Origin of the sequence: Actinomadura sp. NPDC048955, from assembly GCF_040649435.1 — a bacterium.
Lineage (GTDB): Bacteria > Actinomycetota > Actinomycetes > Streptosporangiales > Streptosporangiaceae > Spirillospora > Spirillospora luteofluorescens.
This window is the reverse complement of the sequence record NZ_JBEZJI010000066.1, coordinates 1-24870: the sequence shown is the minus strand read 5'-3', so window position 1 is coordinate 24870 and position 24870 is coordinate 1. Positions and strand designations below refer to the sequence as shown.

General features: G+C 74.4%; 21 protein-coding genes. 9 read left to right on the top strand and 12 right to left on the bottom strand.

What is annotated here, in order from left to right; translation table 11 throughout:
* The first annotated feature begins 43 nt into the window (after positions 1 to 43).
* Genes AB0C84_RS38490 through AB0C84_RS38480 form a run of 3 tightly spaced genes read left to right on the top strand, consistent with a single transcriptional unit; the run spans position 44 to position 4943 of the window.
* Positions 44 to 1105, top strand: a complete 1062-nt coding sequence (locus AB0C84_RS38490) for a LacI family DNA-binding transcriptional regulator (protein ID WP_361075902.1) — start codon at positions 44 to 46, stop codon at positions 1103 to 1105.
* Positions 1102 to 3423 (top strand): glycoside hydrolase family 3 N-terminal domain-containing protein, encoded by a 2322-nt coding sequence (locus tag AB0C84_RS38485; protein ID WP_361075848.1) that lies wholly within the window; start codon positions 1102 to 1104, stop codon positions 3421 to 3423. Before AB0C84_RS38490 ends, AB0C84_RS38485 begins: the two co-directional genes overlap by 4 nt.
* Positions 3420 to 4943, top strand: coding sequence for a glycoside hydrolase family 43 protein (locus AB0C84_RS38480; RefSeq protein ID WP_361075845.1), 1524 nt, complete (start codon positions 3420 to 3422; stop codon positions 4941 to 4943). The genes AB0C84_RS38485 and AB0C84_RS38480 overlap by 4 nt, the downstream gene beginning before the upstream one ends.
* Here the strand turns inward: AB0C84_RS38480 and AB0C84_RS38475 are convergent.
* The gene (locus AB0C84_RS38475) at positions 4940 to 6145 is read right to left on the bottom strand and encodes an ROK family transcriptional regulator (RefSeq protein WP_361075842.1); all 1206 of its coding nucleotides are present in this window, start codon (positions 6143 to 6145) and stop codon (positions 4940 to 4942) included. The two genes, AB0C84_RS38480 and AB0C84_RS38475, sit on opposite strands and share 4 nt — an antisense overlap.
* A 92-nt stretch (positions 6146 to 6237) precedes the next feature.
* Here AB0C84_RS38475 and xylB point away from each other — a divergent pair, with 92 nt between their 5' ends.
* Both xylB and xylA read left to right on the top strand, forming a co-directional pair.
* Positions 6238 to 7620 carry a xylulokinase gene (xylB, locus tag AB0C84_RS38470; protein ID WP_361075839.1) on the top strand — a complete coding sequence of 461 codons (1383 nt, stop codon included), beginning with the start codon at positions 6238 to 6240 and terminating at the stop codon, positions 7618 to 7620.
* 9 nt (positions 7621 to 7629) lie between these two features.
* Complete coding sequence (gene xylA / locus AB0C84_RS38465) at positions 7630 to 8787, top strand: xylose isomerase (RefSeq protein ID WP_179848550.1); 1158 nt, start codon at positions 7630 to 7632, stop codon at positions 8785 to 8787.
* Between the two features lie 193 nt (positions 8788 to 8980).
* On the opposite strand, the gene AB0C84_RS38460 is transcribed toward xylA, so the two are convergent.
* The 4 genes from AB0C84_RS38460 to AB0C84_RS38445 are packed head-to-tail and all read right to left on the bottom strand — an operon-like array spanning position 8981 to position 12451.
* Positions 8981 to 10189 carry an ABC transporter permease gene (locus tag AB0C84_RS38460; RefSeq protein WP_361075836.1) on the bottom strand — a complete coding sequence of 403 codons (1209 nt, stop codon included), beginning with the start codon at positions 10187 to 10189 and terminating at the stop codon, positions 8981 to 8983.
* Complete coding sequence (locus tag AB0C84_RS38455; protein WP_258943111.1) at positions 10186 to 10872, bottom strand: ABC transporter ATP-binding protein; 687 nt, start codon at positions 10870 to 10872, stop codon at positions 10186 to 10188. Before AB0C84_RS38455 ends, AB0C84_RS38460 begins: the two co-directional genes overlap by 4 nt.
* Complete coding sequence (locus tag AB0C84_RS38450; RefSeq protein WP_361075833.1) at positions 10869 to 11912, bottom strand: peptidoglycan-binding protein; 1044 nt, start codon at positions 11910 to 11912, stop codon at positions 10869 to 10871. Before AB0C84_RS38450 ends, AB0C84_RS38455 begins: the two co-directional genes overlap by 4 nt.
* Complete coding sequence (locus tag AB0C84_RS38445) at positions 11912 to 12451, bottom strand: hypothetical protein (RefSeq protein WP_361075830.1); 540 nt, start codon at positions 12449 to 12451, stop codon at positions 11912 to 11914. The genes AB0C84_RS38450 and AB0C84_RS38445 overlap by 1 nt, the downstream gene beginning before the upstream one ends.
* A gap of 177 nt (positions 12452 to 12628) precedes the next feature.
* On the opposite strand from AB0C84_RS38445, the gene AB0C84_RS38440 reads away from it, so the two are divergent.
* Both AB0C84_RS38440 and AB0C84_RS38435 read left to right on the top strand, forming a co-directional pair.
* Positions 12629 to 13285 (top strand): response regulator transcription factor, encoded by a 657-nt coding sequence (locus AB0C84_RS38440; protein WP_361075827.1) that lies wholly within the window; start codon positions 12629 to 12631, stop codon positions 13283 to 13285.
* Positions 13282 to 14547, top strand: a complete 1266-nt coding sequence (locus AB0C84_RS38435) for a HAMP domain-containing sensor histidine kinase (protein ID WP_361075824.1) — start codon at positions 13282 to 13284, stop codon at positions 14545 to 14547. Before AB0C84_RS38440 ends, AB0C84_RS38435 begins: the two co-directional genes overlap by 4 nt.
* Here the strand turns inward: AB0C84_RS38435 and AB0C84_RS38430 are convergent.
* Positions 14530 to 15600, bottom strand: coding sequence for a hypothetical protein (locus AB0C84_RS38430; protein WP_361075821.1), 1071 nt, complete (start codon positions 15598 to 15600; stop codon positions 14530 to 14532). The genes AB0C84_RS38435 and AB0C84_RS38430 overlap by 18 nt on opposite strands.
* Positions 15601 to 15648: 48 nt before the next feature.
* Complete coding sequence (locus tag AB0C84_RS38425; protein WP_361075818.1) at positions 15649 to 16602, bottom strand: sensor histidine kinase; 954 nt, start codon at positions 16600 to 16602, stop codon at positions 15649 to 15651.
* 233 nt (positions 16603 to 16835) lie between these two features.
* Here AB0C84_RS38425 and AB0C84_RS38420 point away from each other — a divergent pair, with 233 nt between their 5' ends.
* Positions 16836 to 17342 carry a DUF664 domain-containing protein gene (locus AB0C84_RS38420; protein ID WP_179848543.1) on the top strand — a complete coding sequence of 169 codons (507 nt, stop codon included), beginning with the start codon at positions 16836 to 16838 and terminating at the stop codon, positions 17340 to 17342.
* Here AB0C84_RS38420 and AB0C84_RS38415 read toward each other — a convergent pair.
* The 5 genes from AB0C84_RS38415 to AB0C84_RS38395 all read right to left on the bottom strand — a co-directional run bounded on the left by AB0C84_RS38415 (position 17315) and on the right by AB0C84_RS38395 (position 23354).
* Positions 17315 to 18649: a glycosyltransferase family 4 protein gene (locus tag AB0C84_RS38415; protein ID WP_361075815.1), complete on the bottom strand. Its 1335-nt coding sequence runs from the start codon at positions 18647 to 18649 to the stop codon at positions 17315 to 17317. The two genes, AB0C84_RS38420 and AB0C84_RS38415, sit on opposite strands and share 28 nt — an antisense overlap.
* A 60-nt stretch (positions 18650 to 18709) precedes the next feature.
* Positions 18710 to 19903: an Ig-like domain-containing protein gene (locus tag AB0C84_RS38410; RefSeq protein WP_361075812.1), complete on the bottom strand. Its 1194-nt coding sequence runs from the start codon at positions 19901 to 19903 to the stop codon at positions 18710 to 18712.
* A gap of 192 nt (positions 19904 to 20095) precedes the next feature.
* A complete protein-coding gene (locus AB0C84_RS38405) occupies positions 20096 to 21238 on the bottom strand; it encodes an Ig-like domain-containing protein (RefSeq protein WP_361075899.1) in 1143 nt (380 codons plus the stop codon).
* A 187-nt stretch (positions 21239 to 21425) separates the two neighbouring features.
* Complete coding sequence (locus AB0C84_RS38400; protein ID WP_258943119.1) at positions 21426 to 22214, bottom strand: DUF3159 domain-containing protein; 789 nt, start codon at positions 22212 to 22214, stop codon at positions 21426 to 21428.
* 213 nt (positions 22215 to 22427) lie between these two features.
* On the bottom strand, positions 22428 to 23354 hold the full coding sequence (locus AB0C84_RS38395; RefSeq protein WP_179848540.1) for a LysR family transcriptional regulator: 927 nt from the start codon (positions 23352 to 23354) through the stop codon (positions 22428 to 22430).
* A 145-nt stretch (positions 23355 to 23499) separates the two neighbouring features.
* Here AB0C84_RS38395 and AB0C84_RS38390 point away from each other — a divergent pair, with 145 nt between their 5' ends.
* On the top strand, positions 23500 to 24834 hold the full coding sequence (locus AB0C84_RS38390) for a pyridoxal phosphate-dependent aminotransferase (protein ID WP_179848539.1): 1335 nt from the start codon (positions 23500 to 23502) through the stop codon (positions 24832 to 24834).
* The last annotated feature ends 36 nt before the right edge of the window (positions 24835 to 24870 follow it).

Genomic DNA, 24870 nt, shown 5'->3' with positions numbered 1-24870 from the left:
CCTCGGGGAGGAGAGAAGCGTGCCCGTGCGCACCACCGACGAGATGCCGGACCCCCCGTCCCGGCCGACCCTGGCACTGATCGCGTCCGAGGCGGGGGTGTCCCCCGCCACGGTCTCCAAGGTCCTCAACGGCCGCACCGACGTGGCCGCCGCGACCCGCGAGCGCGTGGAGGCGCTGCTGCGCACCCACAACTACCCGGGCCCCGGCGGGTCCCGGCGCGCCCGCAGGTCCGGCCTGATCGACCTGGTCCTGGCCGGGCTGGACAGCCCCTGGGCGGTGGAGATCCTGCGCGGGGTGGAGGCCGAGTGCGCCGAACACGGCACCGGCGTGGTCGTCTCGCTGGTGCGCGAGGACGACGCCCGGCCGCCGAGCTGGCAGAACCTGCCCGCGCTGCACCACAGCGACGGGGTCATCCTGGTGACGTCCCGGATGACGCGGCGCCAGCGCGAGCAGCTGGAGCGGGCCGGCGTCGGGCTCGTCCTGGTCGACCCGGTGAACCTGCCGGACGCCGAGATCGCCAGCGTCGGCGCCACCAACTGGGCGGGCGGGCTGGCCGCGACCGAGCACCTGATCGGGCTCGGCCACCGCCGCATCGCCATGATCGGCGGTCCCGCCGACATGCTCTGCACGCAGGCCCGCGTGGACGGCTACCGGACCGCGCTGGAGCGCGCCGGGATCGAGGTCGACCGCGAGCTCGTCCGGTACGGCGACTTCCACCACCGGGGCGGCTACGCCCGCACCCGGGAACTGCTGGCGCTGCCCGAGCCGCCCACCGCGGTCTTCGCGGGCAGCGACGAGCAGGCCATGGGCGCCTACCAGGCGGCCCGGCTCGCCAGGCTGCGCATCCCCGAGGACCTGAGCGTCGTCGGCTTCGACGACCTGCCCACCTGCGAGTGGCTGTCGCCGCCGCTCACGACCGTCCGGCAGCCGCTGGAGGAGATGGGCCGCGTCGCGGCCCGCACCCTGCTCCAGCTCCTGGACGGACGGCCGCCGCTGACCCCCCGCGTGGAACTGGCCACCGACCTGCGCGTGCGCGCCTCCACCGCGCCGCCGCCCCCGGCCCCGCCGGTCCCCACCTCGCCGCCCCCCACGGAGGAGCGATGACCGAAGCCGTCCCGGCCCCGAGCGCGGTCCGCGGTCCCTGGCAGGACCGCGGGCTGCCGGTCGCCGAGCGGGTCGCCGACCTGCTGGCCCGGATGACACCCGAGGAGAAGGCGGGGCAGCTCGCCGGTTTCTGGGCGATCCCGGCCGGGCCGGGCGAGCCCGTGGCGCCGATGGAGGACGACTCCCACGAGACCGCCCCGCGCCTGGAGGAGATCCTGGACCGCGGCCTCGGCCAGCTCACCCGCGTGTTCGGCACCGTGCCGGTCGCGGCGGACGAGGGCGCCGCCCGCCTCCGCGAGCTGCAGGACCGCGTCGCCGCGGGCAACCGGTTCGGCATCCCGGCGATCGCGCACGAGGAGTGCCTCAACGGCTTCATGACGTGGGGCGCCACCGTGTTCCCCAGCCCGCCCGCGTGGGGCGCCACCTTCGACCCCGGCCTGGTCGCGGAGATGGCCGCCGCGATCGGGGCGAGCATGCGCGCGGCAGGCGTCCACCAGGGGCTCGCGCCCGTGCTGGACGTCGTCCGCGACGCCCGCTGGGGCCGCACGGAGGAGTGCATCGGCGAGGACCCGTATCTCGCCGGCGTGCTCGGCACGGCCTACGTGACGGCCCTGGAACAGTCAGGCATCGTCACCACGCTCAAGCACTTCGCCGGCTACTCCGCCTCCCGCGCCGGGCGGAACATGGCGCCGACGCCGATCGGCCCGCGCGAGTTCGCCGACGTCGTGCTGGAGCCGTTCGTGATGGCGGTGCGCGACGGCGGCGCCCGCTCGGTCATGCACTCCTACACCGACGTGGACGGGATGCCCGCCGCGGCCGACGAGCGCCTGCTGACCGGCCTGTTGCGCGAGGAGCTCGGCTTCGCGGGCGTCGTCGTCGCCGACTACTTCGGCATCTCGTTCCTGGAGAGCCGGCACCGGGTGGCCGGGTCGCGCGGCGAGGCCGCCGCGCTGGCGCTGCGCGCCGGGATCGACATGGAGCTGCCGACCGTCCGCTGCTACGGCGATCCGCTGATCGAGATGGTCCGGCGGGGGGACGTTCCCGAGGATCTCCTCGACCGCGCCGCCGGCCGCGTCCTGACGCTCAAGGCCGAGCTCGGCCTCCTGGACGGCGCGCCCGCCTGGGACGCCGCGGCGGAGCAGGACCTCGACCCTCCCGAGCACAGAGCGCTGGCCCGGCGGCTGGCCGAGGAGTCGGTCGTCCTGCTGGCGAACGACGGCGTGCTGCCGCTGCGCTCCGGCGACGGGGTGGTGCTGGCGGGGCCGCTGGCGGACGACCCGTTCGCGATGCTGGGCTGCTACACGTTCCCGAGCCACGTGGGCCGCCTGCATCCGGAGATGCCGCTCGGCGTGCGGATCCCGACGCTGGCGGACGCGGTGCGCGCCGAGCTGCCCGGCGTGCGGGTCGCGGGCTCGCACGACGTGTTCGTCGCCGAGGACGCCGACATCGAGGCGGCCGTCGCGGCGGCGCGCGAGGCCGAGGTGTGCGTGCTCGCCCTCGGCGACCGGGCGGGGCTCTTCGGCCGCGGCACGTCGGGCGAGGGCTGCGACGCCGAGACGCTCGCGCTGCCGGGACGGCAGGCCGAGCTGGCCGCGGCCGTCCTGGACACCGGGACGCCCACGGTCATCGTGATGCTGACCGGGCGCCCGTACGCGATCGAGGCCCTCGCCGACCGGGCGGCCGCCGTCGTGCAGGCGTTCTTCCCCGGCGAGGAGGGGGGCGGAGCCGTCGCGGGCGTCCTGTCGGGCCGGGTCGCGCCGTCGGGGCGGATGCCGATCAGCGTGCCGCGCCGCGCGTCCGGCCCGCCGGTCACCTACCTGCGGTCGCTGATGGACGGCGGGCACGACTGGAGCGTGGTCGACCCCGTCCCCCTCTACCCGTTCGGCCACGGGCTGACCTGGACCTCGTTCGAGTACGGGGACCTGCGCGCGGACGAGCGGACGGCGACCGACGGGGCGGTGACGGTCAGCGCGGTCGTCCGGAACACCGGGGAACGCGCCGGAACGGAGGTGGCGCAGCTGTACCTGTCCGACCCGGTCGCCTCGGTGGTGCGCCCCGCGCGCTGGCTCGCCGGGTGGGCCAGGGTCCGGCTGGAGCCGGGCGAGGCGGCGCGGGTCGCGTTCCGGGTGCACGCCGACCGGACCTCCTTCACCGGCCCGGACCTGCGGCGCATCGTCGAGCCCGGCGTCATCGAGGTCTCGGTGGGGCGCTCGAGCGCCGACCTGCCCCTGCGCGGCGCGTTCACGCTCGACGGGCCCGTCCGCGAGCTCGGCCCGGACCGCGTCCTCACCGTCCCGGTGGAGGTCACCCCGCTGTGAGCGCGTTCGCCAATCCCGTCCTGCCGGGCTGCCACCCCGACCCTTCGGTCTGCCGCGTGGGGTCCGACTTCTACCTCGTGACGTCGACCTTCGAGTGGTTCCCCGGGCTGCCGGTGTTCCGCAGCCGCGACCTCGTGCACTGGCGTCAGATCGGGCACGCGCTCGACCGGGCCGGCCAGCTGCCGCTGGACGGCGTCCCGGCGTCCGGCGGCCTGTACGCGCCGACGCTGCGCCACCACGACGGCACCTTCTACCTTGTCTGCACGCTGGTGGACGGGACGCGGTGGTCGGGGCACTTCGTGATGACCGCGTCCGATCCCGCCGGGCCGTGGTCGGACGCGCACCGGCTGGACGGCGACGGCATCGACCCGTCGCTGTTCTTCGACGACGACGGCCGCGCGTGGTGCACCGGCACCCGGCCCACGGACCGCTACGAGGGCCACACCGAGATCTGGCTGCGCGAGTTCGACCCGGCCGCCCTCGCCCTGACCGGCGACGAGCACGTGATCTGGGACGGCGCCGTGAAGGGGGCGATCTGGTCCGAGGGATCCCACCTCTACAAGATCGATGACCGGTACGTGCTGCTCACGGCCGAGGGCGGCACCGCCCACGACCATGCCGTGATGGTCGCCCGCGCCGATGCCGTCACGGGCCCCTACGAGGGGAACCCGCGCAACCCGGTGCTCACGCACCGCAACCTCGGGGCCGGGCATCCGATCGTCGGGGCCGGGCACGCCGACCTCGTGGACACGCCGGACGGCGAGTGGTGGATGGTGCTGCTCGCCATGCGCCCGCACCACCTCGACCGGTGCGCCCTCGGCCGGGAGACGTTCCTGACCCCGGTCACCTGGGAGGACGGCTGGCCGGTCACCGGCGGGCGGGTCGAGCCGAACCACCCGTCCCCGTCGCTGCCGTCGCACCCGTGGCCGGCCGCCCCGGCCTGCGACCACTTCGACGGGCCCGAACTGGGCCCGGCCTGGAACATGCCGCGGACGCCGCGCGAACGCTGGTGGAGCCTGGCTGAACGCCCCGGGCACCTGAGGCTTCGCGCCCGTCCGGAAACGCTCGCCGACGTGGCCAACCCGTCGTTCCTCGGGCGGCGCCAGCAGCACCCGGACTTCGCCGCGTTCACCTCGCTCGACTTCGCACCGGCCGGTGATGAGTGGGCCGGGCTCGCCCTCGTCCAGAACAACGACTTCCACGTGTTGCTCGTGTCCACGAGCCAAGGGCTGCGCCTGGTCAAACGCGAGCAGGGGGTCGAGACCGTGCTCGCCGCGGGCCCCGCCGCCCCGGGGCCCGTCCGGCTGGGCTTCGAGGCGCACGGACGCTGGTACCAGGCGTTCTACGGCGCGGCACCGGACGAGTGGACGCCGCTCGGCGGCCCGGTGGACGGCGACCTGCTCAGCAGCCAGGTCGCGGGCGGCTTCACCGGCGCCTACATCGGCCTCTACGCCACGTCCAACGGCCGGACGGGCGGCGGCCGCGCCGACTTCGCCTGGTTCGAGTACCGGCCCCTCTAGAGGAGCAGCGCCGGGTCGGCGATCACGCGTTCCACGACGAGGCCCGCGGCGCCGAGGACCGCGGCGCCCTCCGCCAGGCCGGAGACCTCGACCGGGGGGACGCCGCGCCGCAGCGAGCCCGGCCCCTCCGCGAGGACGCCTTCCAGCGGGGGCCGGATCCAGGCGGCGAGCGGGGAGAACACCCCGCCGAGCACGATGGTGTCCGGATCGATCAGGTTGACGGCCGAGGCGAGCGCACCGCCGAGCGCGCGGCCCGCCCGGGTGACCGCGTCCAGCGCCGCCGCGTCGCCGGCGCTCAGCCGGTCGACCAGCCTGCCCACCGATCCCCCGGGCCCGGCGGCCGGCCGCGTCACCGGCAGGCCCGCCGCGCGCAGCATCGCCTCCTGGCCCGCGATCTGCTCCAGGCAGCCGCGCCCGCCGCAGGAGCACGCGGGACCCGACGGGTCGGCGACCAGATGCCCGAGTTCCCCCGCGAAGCCGTGCGCGCCGCGGAACACCCGCCCGTCCACGACGATGCCGGCGCCGATCCCGATCTCCCCCGAGACGTGCACGAAGTCGCCGAACCGGGCGCCGTCGCCGAACCACAGCTCGCCGAGGGCCGCGAGGTTGGCCTCGTTGTCGTACTCGGCGGGCAGCGCCGCGGCGAGGCCAGGGGCGCCGGTGACGGGGACGTCCGTCCAGCCGAGGTTCGGGGCGTGCCGCACCACCCCGTTCTCGCGGTCGAGCAGTCCGGGCAGGGCGACCGCGGCGCCGGCGACGGTCAGGCCCTGCCCCGCGGCGGCGGCGACGGCCTCGCCGGCCAGCGCGGACAGCGCGGCGAGCACGGCGCCGGGCTCGCGGCCGCGGTTGTCGGCGCTGACGACGTGCCGGTAGCGGACCTGCTTGGCGAGGTCGAGGACGCAGGCGGCGAGATAGTCGACGTTGACCTCCAGACCGAGCCCGGCCGCGCCGTCGCCGTGCACGGACACGCCCACCCCGGGGCGCCCCCGCTCCCCCTCGTGCACCAGGGCGCCGTCCCGCACCAGGCCGGCGCCCTCCAGCAGGGAGACGAGGTTGGACACCGTCGTCTTGGTGAAGCCGGTGAGCTCGGCCAGGCGCGCCCGGGTGACGGGCTGGTGGCGGGCCACGTGCTCCAGCACGACGGCGAGGTTCCGCTCGCGCATCGTCGCGTGCCGGACGGGGGCGTTGGCGGACTTCGTCATGGATGAACCCTAAATGAATCACGTGTATAGGCAGGGCACAGGCCCTCTGCTAGGTTAATTAGTCCAAGTTCTTTACGAAAGGCGGGACGCGGATGCCCGAGAGGCTGGTCGCGGGCGTCGACTCCTCGACGCAGTCGACGAAGGCCGTGCTGTGCCGGGCCGCGGACGGCGCCGTGGTCGCCACGGCCTCCGCCCCGCATCCGGACGGCACCGAATGCCACCCCGACCACTGGTGGAGCGCGCTGACCCAGGTCGGCGACCTGCTCGAACGCGCCGACGCGGTGGCCGTCGCCGCCCAGCAGCACGGCATGGTCGCGCTCGACGGCACGGGCGAGGCCGTCCGCCCCGCCCTGCTGTGGAACGACACGCGCTCGGCGCCGCAGGCCCGCGACCTCGTCCAGGAGCTCGGCGGCGCGAAGGCCTGGGCGGAGCGGACCGGCAGCGTGCCGCTGGCGTCGTTCACGGTGAGCAAGCTGCGCTGGATGGCCGAGCACGAACCGGACCGCGCGCGCCGCACCGAGCAGGTCATGCTCCCCCACGACTGGCTGACGCTGCGGCTCGGCGCGTCCGAGCCGGTGACCGACCGGGGCGACGCGTCCGGCACCGGCTACTGGTCCCCCGCGACCGGCGCGTACCTGCCGGACGTGCTGCGCGCGGCGCTCGGCCGCGACGCCGCGACGCCCCGCGTCGCCGCCCCCGGCGAACGCGTCGGCGAGACGGCCTGGGGCGCGGCCCTCGGCCCCGGCACCGGCGACAACATGGGCGCCGCGCTCGGGCTCGGGCTGGAGCCCGGCGACGTCGTCGTGTCGATCGGCACGTCCGGCACGGCGTTCGCGGTCGCCGCGGAGCCCGCGGCCGACGCCTCCGGGCTGGTCGCGGGTTTCGCCGACGCGACCGGCCGGTTCCTGCCCCTCGTCTGCACGCTGAACGCCGCGCGGATCCTGTCGGCCGCCGCCGCCATGACCGGCGCCGCCCTGGACGAGCTGTCCGCGCTGGCCCTCGCCGCCGAGCCCGGCGCGGGCGGCCTGACGCTGCTCCCCTACCTCGACGGCGAGCGCACCCCCGACCGGCCCGACGCCAGCGGGGTGCTCGCGGGGCTCACCACGTCCAACGCGACGCGGGAGAACCTCGCGCGGGCCGCCGTGGAGGCGCTGCTGTGCTCGCTCGCCGACGCCGTCGACCATCTCGCCGCGCAGGGCGTCCGGCCGCGCCGCGTCCTGCTGATCGGGGGCGGCGCCCGCGCCGGAGCCGTCCGCGCCCTCGCGCCGGCGATCTTCGGGACGCCGGTGACGGTCCCCGAGCCCGCCGAGTACGTCGCGCTCGGCGCCGCCCGCCAGGCGGCCTGGGCCCTGGCCGGGACGCCGGAACCGCCCGCCTGGCCGGCGCCCCCCGCGACCGAGCACACCGCCGACCGCACCGATGCCGGGGTCCGCGCGCGCTACGCGGCGCTGCGCGACACCGCCCCGCAGATCTGAGGAGGAACCATGAGCGACTACACCCCCACGCCCGAGGACCGCTTCTCGTTCGGCGTCTGGACGGTCGGCTGGCAGGGCGTCGACGTGTTCGGCCCCGGGACCCGGCCGCCGATGCCCGCCGACCGCGCCGTCCGCGAGCTGGCCGAGATCGGCGCCTACGGCGTGAACTTCCACGACAACGACGTGTTCGACTTCGACGCCACGCCCGCCGAGCGGCAGGGCGCCATCGACGCTTTCCGGAAGGCGCTGGACGAGACGGGCCTGGTCGTCACCACCGCCACCACCAACCTGTTCGGCCACCCGATCTTCAAGGACGGGGCGTTCACCGCCAACGACCGCGACGTCCGCCGGTTCGCCCTGCGCAAGGTCATGGACAACCTGGACCTGGCCGCCGAGCTGGGCGCTCGCACCTACGTGTGCTGGGGCGGGCGGGAGGGCGCCGAGTCCGGGGCCGCCAAGGACGTCCAGGCCGCACTGGACCGCTACAAGGAGGCGTTCGACGTCCTCGGCGCCTACGTCGCCGACCAGGGCTACGACCTGCGCTTCGCGATCGAGCCGAAGCCGAACGAGCCGCGCGGCGACATCCTGCTCCCCACGATCGGCCACGCGCTCGCGTTCATCCAGACCCTGGAGCGCCCCGACACCGTCGGCCTGAACCCCGAGGTCGGGCACGAGGAGATGGCCGGGCTGAACTACGCGCACGGCCTGGCGCAGGCGCTGTGGCAGGGCAAGCTGTTCCACATCGACCTCAACGGGCAGCACGGCCCCCGCTACGACCAGGACCTGCGGTTCGGCGCCGGCAACGCGCGCGGCGCGTTCTGGGTCGTCGACCTGATCGACCGGAGCGACTACGACGGCCCGGTCCACTTCGACTTCAAGCCGCCGCGCACCGAGGACGACCGGGGCGTGTGGGAGTCGGCGGCCGCCTGCATGCGCAACTGGCTGATCCTGCGCGCGAAGGTCCGCGCGTTCCGCGCCGACCCCGACGTCCAGGACGCCCTGCGCGAGGCCAAGCTCGACGAGCTCGCCCAGCCCACCCTGGCCGACGGCGAGGACTGGCGCTCCGTCCGCGACGCCACCGCCGACGCCGACGCCCTCGGCGCCCGCCGCACCGCCTTCGAGCACCTCGACCAGCTCGCCCTGGAGCACCTCTACGGCGTGAGGTGAAGGTGTCCTCCCCGGGGGGCGACCCCCTGGAACCCCCGTTGCGAGCCGGGCGATCCTCACGCCACCGTGCGGGTGTGTTGTGCCCGTGCGGATTGTGGCGTGTCGCTGCGGTCGCCCGGCTCGACGGGTCGAGCTTCCTATCTGGTGGCTGGCCTTCCTAGTGGCTGGGCTCCATTCGTGGGGTCGGGTGGTGCTACGGGGCGGCCAGGGCCTCGGTGGGGGCCAGGCGGGCTGCGCGTAGGGCGGGGTACAGGCCCGCGACACCGCCTATGAGGAGGGTGGCGAGGATGCCGCCGGCCATCGCCCAGACCGGGACGACGGTCGGCCAGCCCTGGGTCGTCGCGAAGACGGCGGTGACCACGATGCCCGCGGCCACGCCGCCGACGCCGCCGAGCACGGCCAGCAGCTGCGACTCGGCGAGGAACTGGAGCCGGATCTGGCCCCGGGTCGCGCCGAGGCTGCGGCGCAGGCCGATCTCGGCACGGCGCTCCAGGACGGAGATCACCATCGTGTTCGCGACGCCGACGCCGCCGACCAGCAGCGCGACGCCGCCGAGCCCGAGGAGCAGGCCGGTGAACGCCCGGTCGCCCGCCTGCTGGGCGGCCAGCGCGTCCGAGGGACGGCTGACCTCGACCTCGTTCGGCGCCTGCGGGTTCGCGGTCGCGGCGAGCAGGTCCCGCACCTTCGCCACGGCGTCCTCGCGGGCCCGCGTGTAGACCGTGGTCGGGTGGCCGTCGAAGCCGAGGCGGGACGCGGCGGCGTCCCAGCCGACGAGCGCGGCCGAGTCCAGCTCCGGCGCCAGCTGGTTCGGTTCCAGGACGCCGACGACGGTGAACCACTGGGACCCGAGCCACACCTGCACGTTCGGCGTCGAGACCCCGAGCCGGTCGGCGGCCGCCGACCCGAGCACGACGGCCGGGTACTTCGCCGTCCCCGCGTTGAGCCAGGTGCCGGCGGCCATGGTGAGGCCGACGGTCCGCGGCAGGTCGAGGCGGGAGGCGAGGACGCTGATGCCGCCGCTCTCCCCCTCCGGGATGTGGTCGTTGCGGTAGACGGCGGTGTCCTCCAGCTTCGCCGTCGCCGACGCCGACCGCACGTCCGGCATCCGCGCCACCATGCCGACCGACTCCTCGGGCAGCTTGGCGTCCCCGCCGAACAGGTCCCGGCCGGGGCCGGCCGTGAGCAGGTTGGTGCCGAGCCGGTCGAGGGTCGCCTGGAGCTGAGCGCGGCTGGAGGTCGAGATGCCGACCACGCCGATCATCGCGGCGATGCCGATCGCGATGCCGAGGGCGGAGAGGAACACCCGCATCGGCCGCGACCGCAGGCCGGCGGCGCCGACGCGCAGCACGTCGCTGGGGCCGAGCCTCGCCGGGACGGCCCCGGCGGCGGTTCTGTCGATCACGGCGCCCCCACCCGCGCGTCGTCGTGCACGATCCGGCCGTCGCGCATCCGCACCTGCCTCGGCAGCAGCGCGGCGATGTCCCGGTCGTGCGTTATCAGGACGACGGTCGTACCGCCGCCGGACAGCTCGCGCAACAGGTCCAGGACGCCCGCGCCCGACGCCGAGTCCAGCGCGCCGGTCGGCTCGTCCGCCAGCAGCAGCGCGGGCTCCCCCACCACCGCGCGGGCGATCGCGACCCGCTGCCTCTCGCCGCCCGACAGCTGGTGCGGCCGGTGGCCGAGGCGGTGCCCGAGCCCGACGCGCTCCAGCGCGCGGCGGGCCCGGCTGCGCCGCTGCGGCAGCGGCACGCCCCCGTACAGGAGCCCGTCGGCGACGTTGTCGAGCGCGCTCACGCCCGCGGCGAGGTGGAACTGCTGGAACACGAAACCGATCCGCCGGGCCCGCAGCGCGGACAGGCGCCGGTCCGGGAGGCGCGACACGTCCCCGCCCTCGACGAGGACGGTGCCGGCGCTCGGCCGGTCGAGTGTGCCGAGCAGGTGCAGCATCGTCGACTTCCCCGAGCCGGACGGCCCGACGATCGCGAGGAGCTCGCGCTCCGCCACGGTCAGCGACACCCCGTCCAGCGCGGTGACCCCGCCCGGATAGGTCTTGGTGACCTCCCTGAGCTCCACGACCGGGCTCATGACGGCACCCCGACCTTCATGCCCTGCGCGAGGCCCGCCCCGGAGACCTCGACGCGGCCCTCGGTGAACACGCCGGTCTCCACCGGCACCGTGCGGACCCGCCCGTCCTGGACGACCTGGACGGCGTAGCCGCCGTCGCCCTGGGCGATCAGCGCGCCGATCGGCACGGCGAGGACGTCGGGATGCCGGTTCGCGGTGAGGTGCACCTCGACGGGCGCCTTGTCGTAGGAGCCGAGCTTCGCGCGGCCGGCGACCGCGATCTCGACCGCCACGGTGGCCGGCTGGTCCCGCGCCCCCGCCTTGGCGACCTTCCCGACCGAGGAGATCCGCCCGGTGACGGTGTCACCGGACGGCAGTTCGACCTCCGCCTCCGCGCCCTTCTTCGCGAGCCGCTGGTACTCGACGTCCAGGTCGACGGACACCACCCGGGTCGTGCCGGTGCAGGTCAGGACGGGTCCGCCGACACGGTCGCCGACGTCGGCCTTGCGTTCGGCGACCCGGATCCGGCCGGACGCGACGACGGCCGCGCCTGGTGCGACCCGGCCGGTCTCGTCGACGCCGAGGGCGTCCTGCCATCGCCGCACGGCCGCGGCGGTGGCGGCGTCGTAGGTCCTGTCGACGGTGAACCCCGTGTAGCCGAGGGCGCGCAGGTTCCGTTCGAGTTGCAGGACGTCGGAGCCCTTTGTCCCCGCGGCGAGCGTCCTGTAGAGCGGAAGCCTGCCGTACAGGAGGGGTACCGGCCTGTCGTCGACCCGGTACACCGCCCTGCCCCTGGACACGACCGACCCGGGACCGGCCAGCCATGTGAGGGTGCCGCGCCCTGCGCCGGCGACGGTGCGGGTGCCGCCGTAGCCGAGCGTGCCGTCCACGTCCTGCGTCTCGGTGAGCGTGGTGCGCTCGACCGCCGCCGTCGCGGGCGGCAGGGTGCCGCGGCCGGCGGCGGGGTCGCCGCCCCCGCCGAGTCCGACCGTCGCGAGCCCCGCGCCGCCGGCCACGACGGCCCCGGCCGCGCCGAGGACGACGGTGCGCCTCCTGGCCACTAGTCGCCGCCCCGGGTCGTCCGCATCAAGCCCCCGCCGCCGGGCGAGAGCTTGGCACAGGCCTTCTGGGCGCTCTTGAACGTCGGGCTCCCCGGGTCCATTTCCGTGCCCTTCCCCTCCTTGATCTTCATGCCGCCGTCCGGCTGGGGGTCGGGGAACGCGCTGACGCCCTTGTCGCGCATGCACTTGGAGAACGCGCGCATCTTCGCCAGATCCTCGGGCTTGGGCTTGGGCGGCTTCCCGCCGTTCGGCATCAGGTGGGCGCACTTCTTCTGCGCGGCCTGGAGCCCGGCGTCGACCTCCGGGGCCTTCTTGCCCGCGCCGCCCGGCTTGGCGGACGCCCGGATCTCGATCCGGCCGTCCTTCGGGTCGGGCATGTCCACCCCGTTGGCGCGCATGCACCGGGCGAACTCGCGCATCTTCTGGTCGTCGCTCGCGGCCTTGGCGGTGCCGTCCCCGCCACCCCCGCCCCCGCAGCCCTGCGCCCCGAGGGCGAGGGCGGGGACGAGTGCCAGCGCGGCGAGCGTGCGTCGTCGCATCGGTCGGTCTCCTCGTCGTCTCCGCCGGCCTGTGCGCCGACGGCGATGACGAGTCCAGCCCGCGGCCGGTAACCCCGGCGTAACCGGATCGCGTTATGCCGGCGTTACGCCGCGTCCCCCAAGCTGGGGGCCGACGAGGCGCGCCGGGGGCGCGCCCCAGGGACGGCGGGAGTTGACGTGCGGGTACTTGTCGCCGAGGACGAGCGGATGCTCGCCGACTCGATCGCCGAGGGGCTGAGGGCCGAGGCACTCGCCGTGGACGTGGTCTACGACGGGGACGCCGCGCTGGAGCGGCTCGGCGTGCACGACTACGACGTGCTCGTCCTGGACCGGGACCTGCCGGTCGTGCACGGCGACGACGTGTGCCGCGCGGTGGTGGAGTCCGGCGCGCTCGTGCGGGTGCTGATGCTCACCGCCGCCGTCACCGTCCCGGCCCGGGTCGACGGGTTGCGCCTCGGTGCCGACGACTACCTCACCAAGCCGTTCGCGTTCGAGGAGCTGGTGGCGCGGATCCTCGCGCTCGGCCGGCGGTCCCGCCCGGCGGCGCCGCCGGCGCTCGAGCGCGCCGGGATCCGGCTCGACCCGTCCCGCCAGGAGGTGTACCGCGACGGCCGGTACGTGCACCTGGCGCGCAAGGAGTTCGGGCTGCTGGCCGAGTTGCTGCGCGCGGACGGGACGATCGTGTCCGCCGAGAGGCTGCTGGAGAAGGTGTGGGACGAGCACACCGACCCGTTCACCAACACCGTCCGGGTGACGCTGATGAAGCTGCGCCGCAGGCTCGGCGATCCCCCGGTCATCGAGACCGTCCCGGGAGTGGGGTACCGGATTCCATGAGCGCTGAGACGACCGCGAGGTTCGCCGACCGGCTGCGGCCGACGATCCGGCTCCGGCTGACGATCCTCTACACGGGCCTGTTCCTCGGCGCGGGCATCGTGCTGCTCGGCCTGACCTACCTCCTCGTTCAGAACAACCTGCAGCGGCAGGGGGGTCCCGGGGAGGACCGCGCCTTCACGGCCGTGGGACCCTCGGTGAAGAGCACGGCGCAGATGCCCGAGGGGGCGACGGATCTCACCGTGCAGAGGGTGCAGGGCGCGCTGATCAAAGGGCGCGAGGACTACCAGCGGGAGACCCTCAACGCGCTGCTCACCCAGGGCGGGATCGCGCTCGGGCTGGTGGGCGCGGCCGGGCTCGGCTTCGGCTGGCTGCTCGCCGACCGGGCGCTGCGGCCCGTGCACGCGATCACCGAGACCGCCCGGCGCGTCGCGCGCAGCCACGACCTCACCGAGCGGATCGCCTACGAGGGCCCGCGCGACGACGTCAAGGAGCTGGCCGACACCTTCGACACCATGCTCGGCCGGCTGGCCCGGGCGTTCGACGGCCAGCGCCGGTTCGTCGCGAACGCCTCGCACGAGCTGCGCACGCCCCTCGCCATCAACCGGACGCTGATCGACGTGGCGCTGCGGCGCGCGGACGCCACCGGCGACGTCAAGCGGCTCGGCGAGTCGCTGCTGGTCGTCAACGGCAGGCACGAGCGGCTCATCGACGGGCTGCTCACGCTCGCCGGGACCGAGAACGTCGTGGCCGAGACCGGGCCGCTGGACCTGGCGGACGTCGCCGGGCACGTGCTGCGGCAGGCCGCCCCCGAGGCGCGGGCCCGCGGCGTGACCGCGGACCGGCTCCTCGGCCCGGCCCCCACCAGCGGCGACCCGGTGCTGGTGGAGCGCCTCGTGCAGAACCTGGTGGAGAACGCGATCCGGCACAACCGCGACGGCGGCGAGGTGCGGGTCGCCACCCGGGGCCGGGACGGCTGGGCCGAGCTCACCGTCGCCAACACCGGTCCGGTGGTCCCCGCCTACGAGGTCGAGACGATCTTCGAGCCGTTCCGGCGCCTCGGCAACGACCGGGTGCGCTCCGACCGCGGCGCGGGCCTCGGGCTGTCGATCGTCCGGGCGACCGCGACGGCCCACGGCGGCGCGGTGACCGCGGCGCCGCGCCCGGAGGGCGGCCTCGTCGTGACCGTCCGCCTGCCGGGCCGGGCCGGCGACCCGTTGGATGCCGCGCCCGCCGCGGGGGGCTCGTCAACCGCCCCCGGCTGAGGCGGCCCCCGCGGCCGGGGCGGGGGCTCGCGGGCGCAGCGCGGACACCGCCAGGGCGACGGCCGTCCCTACGAGGGCCCACCCGGCCAGCACCCACAGCGCGTGCGCCGTGGCGTTGCCGGAGAAGTAGACGGTGTTGCGGACGGCCGTCGTGGCCGCGCCCGTCGGCAGCCAGCCGCCGATCGCGCGCCAGAACGGCGGCAGCAGCGCGAGCGGGTAGGCGCCGCCGGCGCTGGGGTTGCCGAGCACGACGAACAGCAGGATCGCCAGGCCGATCCCGACGAGCCCGAACAGCGTCTGGAGCGCGGCGGTGGCGGCCGCCGCCGCGAAGACCACGAGCGCCCCGATCCCCCACACCGGGAAGAAGTGGCCCGGCAGCGCACCGAGGACGGGACCGGCGACGAGGGCGCCGCCGAGCCCCGACACGACCGCGTACAGGGCGAGCGCCCCCAGCCGGATGACCGTGCGGCGCGCGTTCGCCGGGCGGGCGCCGCCCGCGACCGCGAGGATCGCCGCCGCCAGGTAGCCGCCCACGACCCAGCCGATGACGAGGTAGAAGGAGGACAGGCCCCGGCCGTCCTTGGGGCCGGGCGGACGGATGTCGACGACCGTCACCCGCCGGCCCTGGGCGGTCTCCAGCCGGTGCGCGACATCGGTGGCGGTGCCGGCGAGCGCCGGCCCGGCGGCGGAGGCGACCAGCAGCGTGTCGGTGCCGCCGCGCGGATCCACGATGATCGCCGCGTCGACGTCCCGGCGCAGGATGTCCCGGCGGGCCTGCTGCTCGCCGGGGGCCGTGCGGGCCTCCAGCGGCCGGCCCTGCAGCGCGTTCACCCGCGCGACGGCCTGACCCGCCACCGCGGGCGGCGCGACCACCGCCACGGGGATGCGGTGCGGGGTCGGCGAATGGAACGCGCCGATGTAGGACAGGATGAACCCGAGCTGCAGCAGGAGGACCCCGCTGATCAGGGCGAACGCGCGTAGCGTCACCGCGTCGCGGAGTTCGGCCGCGAACCCGCGGTCGGGCGGCCGCCGGTCGGGCGCGCGAGTGCTCATGCCGGTCGCCTACCCATTCGGCGGCCCGCTAGCTGCGCGAACGCGCGGTCAGGCACCGGCGCCGCCCTCGGTGTCGCGCAGGGTGGGAGTGTGCAGCCGGATCGTGGTGCCGCCGGGCCCGGACCGCACGTCGAGATGGTCGCAGATCTGCCGGGCGAGCCAGATGCCGTCGCCCGGTCGCGGGTCGAGCAGGGGCGGATGCAGGCCGATGAAGGGGTCGAGGGACGCGGTGGCGGGCAGGTCGACGTCGCAGACGACCTCCCCGGGCAGCCCCCACAGCGCGACGCTCGGGCGGCGGCCCCCGGCGCCGGGCACCCCGGTGAGCAGCTCGCCGACCGCCGCCGCGAAGATCATCAGGCGTTCCCCGGCCAGCCCGAGCAGCGCGGTCTCCAGCACGACGGTGTGCCGCATCCGGCCGAGGTCACCGGTGAACGCCACGGTGACGGCGTCGTCCGGCCGGGCGGCCAGCGGCGCCGCCCGGCCGCTCACGAACGCGACGGGCTCGGTGTACCCGGGACTCGCGGCCACGTCGGTCCCGTCCACCATGTGCGGGTGGGTGCGCAGGGCGTTGCTGACGATCTCCGGTTCGAGGGTGCGGGCGTCGTAGGGGCAGACCATGTGGATGCCGGTGCCGGCCAGTACCGCGTTGAGGGCGGAGTCCATGCACTCCCACGCCTCGACCTGCCGGGCCGACCGTCCCGCCCACACGGGCTCGGCGATGATGCGGACGCGCGCGGCGCCGGGATGCCGGTGCCGGTAGCCGGTGAACGCGGCGACGCGCTGCGGCGGGCGGCGGCCGAAGAACGCGGACTCGGCGTAGTCGACGTTGCGCGCGTGCCGCCCGAGGGCGGTCTGCACCAGGCTCAGGTTGACGGGCGTCGTGGTCACCAGGACCGGCTCCTCCCGCCGGAGCCCCTCGTCGATGAACGGGACCGCCATCCGTAAGAAGTCGTCGTCGCTGGAGTAGACGCAGCCTTGGTGCACGAACGTGGAGCCGTTCACCTCCGGTCCCCCTCTTCCAACGGCACCGGTGCGTGCCGTTACGCCGTGGCAGCGCGGCGCGCCCCGCCAGGCGGAGGCGTCGCCGCGGCAGATGACCCCCCGGTCGACTACAGCAAGGATCGTATCGATCACAATGAGTATCAAGCGGAACGCCGGAATCCCCCTGATGTCACGCCCGGATGCCGGTGGGTCCCGGCCTGAAACCCGGGCCGGATCAAGGTAGCGTCGGATCAATGACCAGTGCTGAACTGCTCACCGACGCTTTCGACCGGATCCAGCAGGTCGTCCACCGGGCCGTCGGGGGCCTCGACGGGCCGCGGCTCGCCCGCCGGCCCGCCGAGGGCGCCAACTCGATCGCGTGGCTCGTATGGCACCTCACCCGCATCCAGGACGACCACGTCGCGGGCGTCGCCGGCACCGACCAGGTGTGGACGCGGGACGGCTGGGCCGACCGCTTCGCGCTTCCGTTCGACGCGTCCGACACCGGATACGGCCACACCCCGGACGACGTCGCCGCCGTCCAGGTGGACTCGGCGGACCTGCTCACGGGCTACCACGACGCCGTGCACGACCGGACCGTCCAGTACCTGTCCGGGCTGACCGACGCCGACCTGCCCCGGATCGTCGACCGGGCGTGGGATCCGCCGGTCACGCTCGCGGTCCGGCTGGTCAGCGTGGTCTCCGACGACCTCCAGCACGCGGGCCAGGCCGCCTACGTCCGCGGCCTGCTCACGGGCTGACCCGCGGCCCGCCCGCCCGCGCACCGGGGCGTGACGGGGGCGAGGTCGCGGATCAGGCGGGACCACCGGGGGCCGATGCGGTCCAGGTGGTGGGCCCGCGACGACCGCAGGGCCGCCTCGCCCAGCCGGTCCCGCAGGCCGGGGTCCTCGATCACCGCGCGGAGCGCCGCGGTCAGCGCGTCCTCGTCCCCGGCGGGGACGAGCAGCCCGTCGCGGCCGTGGGCGATCACCTCGGCCGGCCCGGTGGGGCAGTCGAACGCCACGACCGCCAGGCCCATGCCCATGGCCTCGATGACGACCATGGGCATGCCCTCGCGGCGCGACGACAGCGCGTAGACCGACGCCCGCTCCATCTCCGCGTGCAGGTCGCGGGTGCGCGGGCGCACCTCGGCCCGCCCGCCGAGGCCGAGGTCGTCGATCAGCGCGCGGAGCCGGTCGCGCCGGGGCCCGCCGCCGAAGACGCGCAGGGTCCAGTCCGGGTGCTCGGCGGCGATCGGCACGAACGCGCGCAGGAGCACGTCGAAGCCCTTGGCGTGGACGAGGCGCCCGGCCGCCAGGACGACCTTGTGCACGCGCCGGGACGGCCGCGGCGGCAAGGGGGGCGCGGCGTTCGGGATGCGGACGACGCGCACGGCGGACCCCGCGAGCGCGGCCTCGTACTCGGCGCGGTCCGCCTCGGTGAGCGTGGTGACGGCGGTGAGCCGGCGGTAGGCGCGGACGATCTGCCGGCGGAGCGCGGGCCGGTAGGCGCCGAGATGCATGTGGTCCTGGCCGATCGTCGCGACCCCGGCCGGCGCCAGCTCGGCCGCCAGCAGGTTGAGGGACGGCCTGGTCCCGATGAGCACGTCGGGCGGCGTCGCCCGCCAGAGCGCGTGCCGCAGCAGGCACACGTCCGTCCAGAGGCTCATGTGGCGGAACGACGCCTCGTCCGCCGGTGTCAGGAGGCTGGGCAGCCTGGCCAGGAGGCGGGCCGCGCGCCCCTTGGGGGCCAGGCCGTCGTCGGCGTAGGCGACCGTGACATCGGCGGGCACGACGAAGAACGGCCTCCTGCTCCGCTTCAGCACGCTGACGATCTCGACGTCGTGGTCGCGGGCCAGATGGCCGCACAGGTTCAGCACCGTGCGGATCGTCCCGCCGGTCCCGTGCGCGTTCTGCAGCAGGACGCGGACGCGGATCCGGTCACCGGGCGGCGGGAGGCGCCTTCGCCGCAGCGGGCGCAGCACGCAGAGCGCCGCGCGGCGCAGGACGCGATGCGCCCTGCGCCTCACGCGGCGCCGCAGTCGCAGCGGGTGCGCTGGCTCGTTCACCGGGTCCCCGATCGCCGACGGCCGTGTCCGGGCCGTTCCCGGGGCGGGGCCCGGTCATCGTCACCCCGTGGTCACGGTTCGGTCGAGGGCGCTGCCCTTCACCCACCGGTCCCACGACATCTGGTAGTAGCTCCAGCCGTTCATCGGGTCCAGCTTGCGCTTGGTGCCGGTGATGATCACCGGGTCGCCGCGGTAGGACCACTGGTAGTACCAGCGGGCGGCGGCGGGCGGGGAGTTGAGGCAGCCGTGGCTGACGTTCTGGCGGCCCTGCGCCCAGGTCGTGGCGGCCATCGAGTGGATGTACTCGCCGCTGTTGGAGATCCGCACCGCGTGCGGGATGACCTCCTTGTAGCCGCCGTTGGCCTTGTCGTCGGGCTTGACCCCCATCCACTCCGACGTCATGATCGCCGGATTCTCCTTGCCCATGGTCAGGTGGATGCCGCTGGTGGTCAGGTAGGTGTCGACGCCGTTGACGACGCGGCCGCCTTTGCCGGCGCTGATCCCCCAGCTGCGGATCTTCTTGCCGTTCTTGGTGGCGACGAGCTTGTGCGTCTTGGTGCTGACCTTGACCATGTGCTCGTCGCCGATGCGGAACCCGCGGGTCACGTCCGACACGCCGTAGGTCCTCTTGCCCGACCTCACCCCGGCCAGCTTGGCGGTGAAGGTCACCTGCTGGTTCGGCGCCCACCAGGTCCCGTTCTTCGTACGGAAGATCACCGTGGTGTCGTTCGTCCAGTACCAGGCGCCGGTGGCGGGCGTGGTCGACTTGACCTGCAGGGCGCTCTCGACGGCCTTCTTGTCGACCACCGGACGGTTGAAGGTCACCTGGATCGGCATGCCGACGCCGACCTTCTCGTTCTTGTTCGGGGTGATGTCGACGATGCTCAGCTCGCTCGCGGCCTTGAGCGTGGCGAACGCGGCATTGACGGTCGCCGTCTTGCCCTTGGGGCTCTTGGCGACCGCGGTGACCTGGTACTTGGCGCCGGGTCGCAGCGTGCGCGACTTCCAGCTGGTCTTGTCGGCGGCCATCGCGCCGTCCACGGGCCTGCCCTTGAGCGTGACCGCGACCTGTTCGAGCGTCCCGCCCGCGGCCGTGACCACGACGCCGTCCTCGGGCTTGGCCTTCGTGTTGCCGTTGCCCGGGTTGATCGTCACCTGCGGGACCGTCGCGTCGCCCTTCTCCCCGACGGTGACGCCCGAATCCTTCTCTCCCCCGCTGCAGGCCGTCGTGAAGAGGAGGACGACCCCCGCCATTCCCGCGCCAGCCCGAACCCCTGCGGAAACCCTCCGCTGCACCCTTGACCTCCAGAACCCGCCGTCTACCAGAGTGACATTAGCGACAAAAGTCGTCGATCATGCCATGTCCCAGGGTTTTTGCAGGTGCCTGAGATCAAAGCGTTGTACGACGAAGGTTTCGTCGGCTTCTCCCCGTCGGAGACGACCGTCTCAACGGAGCGCACTGCCCTGCCGCCACTTGTCGAAGGACAGCTGCCAGACGCTCCAGCCGTTGTCCCACTCGACCTCGCGGTCCGTCCCGGTCAGGTCGATCACGTCACCGCGCTGCATGACGTCGTAGAACCACTTGGCGTCGGCCGGGCTGACGTTCAGGCAGCCGTGGCTGACGTTCGCCGAACCCTGCGAGCCGACCGACCAGGGCGCCGAGTGCACGTACTCGCCGCTGTTGGAGAAGCGGACCGCGTAGTTCACGACGGTCTTGTAGTAGCCCGCGTCCCCCTCCTTGCGTCCGGGGGACGTCATCGTGACGGGGTTGCCCTTCTCCATCAGCAGGTGGACGCCGCTGGTGGTGGTGAACTCCCGCGTCTCGCCGTTGCCGGCGCTGAACGGGACGGTGCGCAGCTTCTTGCCGTCCCGCGTCACCGTCATGCGGTGGTCGCCGATGTCGCCGGTGGTGATCTGCGCGGCGCCGATGCTGATCGTCGCCCGCGCGTCCTTGGCCCCGTAGACGCCGCCGCCCGCGTTCACCCCGGCGAGGTCCGCCTGGAAGCGGACCGTCTGGTGCGGCTGCCAGTACGTCTTCGTCCGGTAGATGACCTGGTCGGAGCCGACCCAGCGCCACGCGCCCTCGACCGGCTTGTCCGGGCTGACGCGCAGCGTCCGCTCCACGGCGGCCTTGTCGGTGACCGGCCGGTTGAACCGGACGAAGATCGGCATGCCGACCCCGACCTTCTCCCCGGTGAGGTTCGGCGTGACGTCCGTGATCGACAGCGTCTCGGCGGGCTTCAGGGTCGTGAACGAGCTGGTGACCGTGCGGGCCTTGCCGCCGTCGCCGGCCTGGGCCGTGACCGTGTAGGACGTCCCGGGGGTGAGCGTGCGGGCGGACCTCCACGTCTTGTGGCCGTCCCCGTACTTCCCGGAGATCGCGGCGCCCGCGCCCTGGACGGTGACGTCGCGCAGCTTCGCGCCGGAGGCCTTGACCTCGATCGTGCCGTCCGGCTTGACCTGGGCGGTCCCGTTCGCCGGCGTGATCGTCACGGTCGTGTCCGACCCGCCCGAGGCGAGCCTGCCCTCGCCCCCGATCGAGCAGCCGGTCACGAGCAGCGCCAGCGCTCCCGTCCCGCCGGCCACCACAGGTCCCAACCGACCCTTTGTCACCACTGACTCCCCCAACCTCAAACATTCACCCCGTGTAGGTGAAATGTATCTAAGGATGGAGACGCCCTGAATCACGCCCGGGTTCGGACATGAGCGAAGATTCGCTGCTCAGAGAGGGCCAGAGGAGGGCAGAGAAGGACGAAGGGGGGACCGGGGGCGGCGGTCAGGCGCCGGCCGCGGGGGCGGCGGCGGCCGCGGGCTCGCGGTTCACGTGGCGCACCACACGCTTGAAGCCCCAGACCGAGACCGCGATGCCGATCGCTCCCAGCCCCGCGACGATGCCGGTGCGGATCCACAGGTACATGCTGATCGACTCGTTGAAGAGCATCCAGAGGCTGACGCCCACGTTCGTGAGCAGCACCGCCGACCACAGCAGCGAGATGCGCAGGAAGAACTGGTGGACCCGGGCGTTCTTGTAGAACGCGTCGGGGATCGGTGCCATGTCCTTGGCGAGCTTCATCGCGAGCGGTCGCCGGAGCGGCACCGAGGCGAGGAAGGCGATGCTGACGGCGAGCGTGCCGAGGGTCGGCTGGAGGAAGTAGATGACGGCGCTGTGCGTCGCGGCGGCGAGGGCCGCGCGGACGGTCACCCCGACCGCGGCGAGCATGAGCATCCCCGACACCGGGTGGCCGCGCACGTACCGGTAGACGATCCCGCCGTAGACCCAGGCGACGGCGGCGACGAGCGCGCCGTTCAGGCCGAGGACCATGAGAGCGGCGTAGAACACCGCGACGGGGGCGATGACCCCCTCGATGAAGCGCGGGAGCGCGTGCATCAGCAGCGCGGTCACCCGCGGCAGTTCGAAGACGTGGTGGCCGCCCGCGTGCCCGTGCCCGTCCTGCGGCTTCGGTGCCCGCACGAGGCCGGGGGGTTCTTCCGCGGTCATGGTCGCCGGTCGTTCCATCGAGCGCTGCGCTCCCCGATCGGTGTACATGGTCTCGGATGTGCTCACGATTCGCCCCACCGTACGTGATGATCCGCGCGCGTTCGTCCGGTTTCGAGGGATTCGTCCCCGCGCGGCCTTTCCCCTGTTAGTTCGGCCCCGATGCCCCTGCGGTGCGAATCAAGGCCGGATGCGGCCATGCCCGAACACGTTCTCCACGGCTTATTTCCGAGTTTCGGCAGAGCTCACAAGGGACTTGCTCCGGGTATCCCCAAAGCCTTTTCAGGACTCGGGCGCGGTGGGCTGCACCTCTTTCGCGGCCGCGTAGATCGCGCGGAGCGTGACCGCCACGGACGGCCTGCGTACGCTGGCGGTGCGAGTCACGGCGTAGACCTCCCGGGCCAGCGCGCATTCGGGGATGCGGCGAACCGCCACGCCCTGGTCGCCGGCGGCCAGCGCCAGCGCCGGCACCGCGGTGATTCCGATACCGCGGGCCACGAGGCTCAGGATCGTGTGGAGGCCTTCGAACTCCCATGGTACAGGACGGGCGCCGCCGACCGTGTCCAGAAGCCGCTCGACGGCCTGCCGGGACGGTTCCCCGGCCGGCGCCGCCATCCACGGCTCCTCGCGCAGCTGCTGGAGGTCGACCGGCCGGCCCGGCTGGGACATGGGGTGGGTGTCCGGGACGACCAGGACGAGGGGGTCGCGGCGGAGATGGAAGAACTCCAGCGCGGCGGGCGCCTGGTCGGGGACCTTGCCCGTCCAGTCGTCGATCAGCGCGATGTCGACCTCGCCGCTCTGCACCTGGCGGATGCCCGCGCCGGGCGCGGTCTGCCGCAGCACGAACGTGAGCCCGGGGTGGTCGCCGAGGCTCTGCGCCAGCGCGGGGGCGAAGGCGACGGCCGCGGTCGGGAACGCGGTGACCACGATCCGGCCCGTGGGCGCGTCGGCCTGGGCCGACAGCTCCGCCTCGGCCGTCTCCACGAGGCCGAGGATCTCCTCGGCGCGCTCGGCGAGGCGGCGCCCGGCGTCGGTCAGCTCCGCGCTGCGCGCCGTCCGGTCCAGCAGCGGGACGCGGGCCTCCCGTTCGAGGGCGGCCAGTTGCTGGGAGACCGCGGAGGGCGTGTAGCCGAGGGCGGCGGCCGTGGCCGCGATGCTGCCGCGGCGGGCGAATTCGGCGAGCAGCCGCAAGCGGCGCAGCTCTAGCATCAGCCCATCTTACGGTCAGCATCGATGAGACTCGCTTGTAATGATGCTCGGCTCGGGCAAGAGTTAGGCGAACCCGGCCGGGTCGCCACACACGGGGATTCCACGATTACCCACCGTGAATCAGCCATGCCCTTTTGGAGTGCTCATGCCCCATAACCAGCCCTCAGCCGTCCGGCCGCTCTCGTTCGAGCCGCGCCGGGTCCCCCTGTCCGCCACGCTCGCGGTCAACGAGGCCATAGCCCGCAAGCGCAGGCAGGGTGAACGCGTGCTCCCGCTCGGCTTCGGGGAAGCCGGGATACCCATACATCCCGCCCTGACCCGCGAGCTCGGCGCGGCCGCGGGCCGGGGCGGTTACGGGCCGGTCGCCGGGTCGGCCGCGCTGCGCGCCGCCGCGGCGGGGTACTGGGCCCGCCGCGGGCTGCCCACCGACCCGGCCACGGTCGTCGCGGGCCCCGGCAGCAAGCCGCTGCTGTTCGCCCTGCTGACCGCGCTGGGCGGCGACGTCGTCGTGGCCGCCCCGAGCTGGGTGAGCTACGCGGCGCAGGCCTCGCTGGCGGGAGTGGACCCGATCCGGGTGGCGACCCCGCCAGGCGAGGGCGGCGTCCCGAGCCCGGCGCTGCTGGCCGACGCGGTGGTGCGGGCCCGCGCCCGGGGCCGCGACGTGCGGGCCGTCGTGGTGACGCTGCCGGACAACCCGACGGGGACCATCGCCTCCGAGGCCACCGTGAGGCGGCTGTGCGCGGTCGCGCGCGAGCAGGATCTGGTCGTCATCTCCGACGAGATCTACCGGGACCTGGTGCACGCGCCGGGCGGGACGGTCCCGAGCCCGGCGCAGTACGCGCCCGAGCGGACCGTCGTGACGACCGCGCTGAGCAAGAGCCTGGCGGCCGGCGGATGGCGGATCGGGGTGGCCCGGCTGCCGGACGGGCCGTTCGGCCGGGCGCTGCGCGACAGCCTGCTCGGGGTGGCCAGCGAGATCTGGTCCAGCGCCCCGGCCCCGATGCAGCACGCCGCCGCGTTCGCGTTCGCCGAGCCCCCCGAGCTGGTCGAGCACGTCGACCGCAGCAGGCGCCTGCACGCCGCCGTCACCGGCGCGGTCGCCGACCGCTTCGCCGCGGCCGGCGCACGGGTCGCGCGGCCGGAAGCGGCCTTCTATCTCTACCCCGACTTCGGCCCGATGCGGGACGAGCTGGAGGCCGACCACGGCATCCGCACGGCCGCCGACCTCACGCACCTTCTCCTGGAGCGCTACGGAGTGGGCGTCCTGCCCGGGAGCTCGTTCGGGGACGCCCCGTCGGCGCTGCGCATGCGGGTGGCGCCGAGCCTGCTCTACGGAGAGGACGACGAGCAGCGCCTCGCGGCGCTGGCCTCCCCCGCCCCGGCCTCCCTGCCGTGGATCGCGGGGGCCCTGGACCGGCTGAGCGAGGTGCTCGCCGACCTGTCGGCGAGCGTCACGGTGGGTGAGCCGGCGCTCGCCTGAGGGGGGACACGGTCCGCGGGCCGCCCGGTCGCCGGG

Bases quoted from the DNA above. Each gene is read 5' to 3' on its own strand.
- AB0C84_RS38475 (WP_361075842.1), bottom strand. From the start codon at position 6,145: ATGACGAAGTCCGCCAACGCCCCCGTCCGGCACGCGACGATGCGCGAG.
- AB0C84_RS38455 (WP_258943111.1), bottom strand. From the start codon at position 10,872: ATGAGCCCGGTCGTGGAGCTCAGGGAGGTCACCAAGACCTATCCGGGC.
- xylA (WP_179848550.1), top strand. From the start codon at position 7,630: ATGAGCGACTACACCCCCACGCCCGAGGACCGCTTCTCGTTCGGCGTC.
- AB0C84_RS38420 (WP_179848543.1), top strand. From the start codon at position 16,836: ATGACCAGTGCTGAACTGCTCACCGACGCTTTCGACCGGATCCAGCAG.
- xylB (WP_361075839.1), top strand. From the start codon at position 6,238: ATGCCCGAGAGGCTGGTCGCGGGCGTCGACTCCTCGACGCAGTCGACG.
- AB0C84_RS38485 (WP_361075848.1), top strand. From the start codon at position 1,102: ATGACCGAAGCCGTCCCGGCCCCGAGCGCGGTCCGCGGTCCCTGGCAG.
- AB0C84_RS38430 (WP_361075821.1), bottom strand. From the start codon at position 15,600: ATGAGCACTCGCGCGCCCGACCGGCGGCCGCCCGACCGCGGGTTCGCG.
- AB0C84_RS38395 (WP_179848540.1), bottom strand. From the start codon at position 23,354: ATGCTAGAGCTGCGCCGCTTGCGGCTGCTCGCCGAATTCGCCCGCCGC.
- AB0C84_RS38390 (WP_179848539.1), top strand. From the start codon at position 23,500: ATGCCCCATAACCAGCCCTCAGCCGTCCGGCCGCTCTCGTTCGAGCCG.
- AB0C84_RS38435 (WP_361075824.1), top strand. From the start codon at position 13,282: ATGAGCGCTGAGACGACCGCGAGGTTCGCCGACCGGCTGCGGCCGACG.
- AB0C84_RS38445 (WP_361075830.1), bottom strand. From the start codon at position 12,451: ATGCGACGACGCACGCTCGCCGCGCTGGCACTCGTCCCCGCCCTCGCC.
- AB0C84_RS38410 (WP_361075812.1), bottom strand. From the start codon at position 19,903: ATGGCGGGGGTCGTCCTCCTCTTCACGACGGCCTGCAGCGGGGGAGAG.
- AB0C84_RS38490 (WP_361075902.1), top strand. From the start codon at position 44: ATGCCGGACCCCCCGTCCCGGCCGACCCTGGCACTGATCGCGTCCGAG.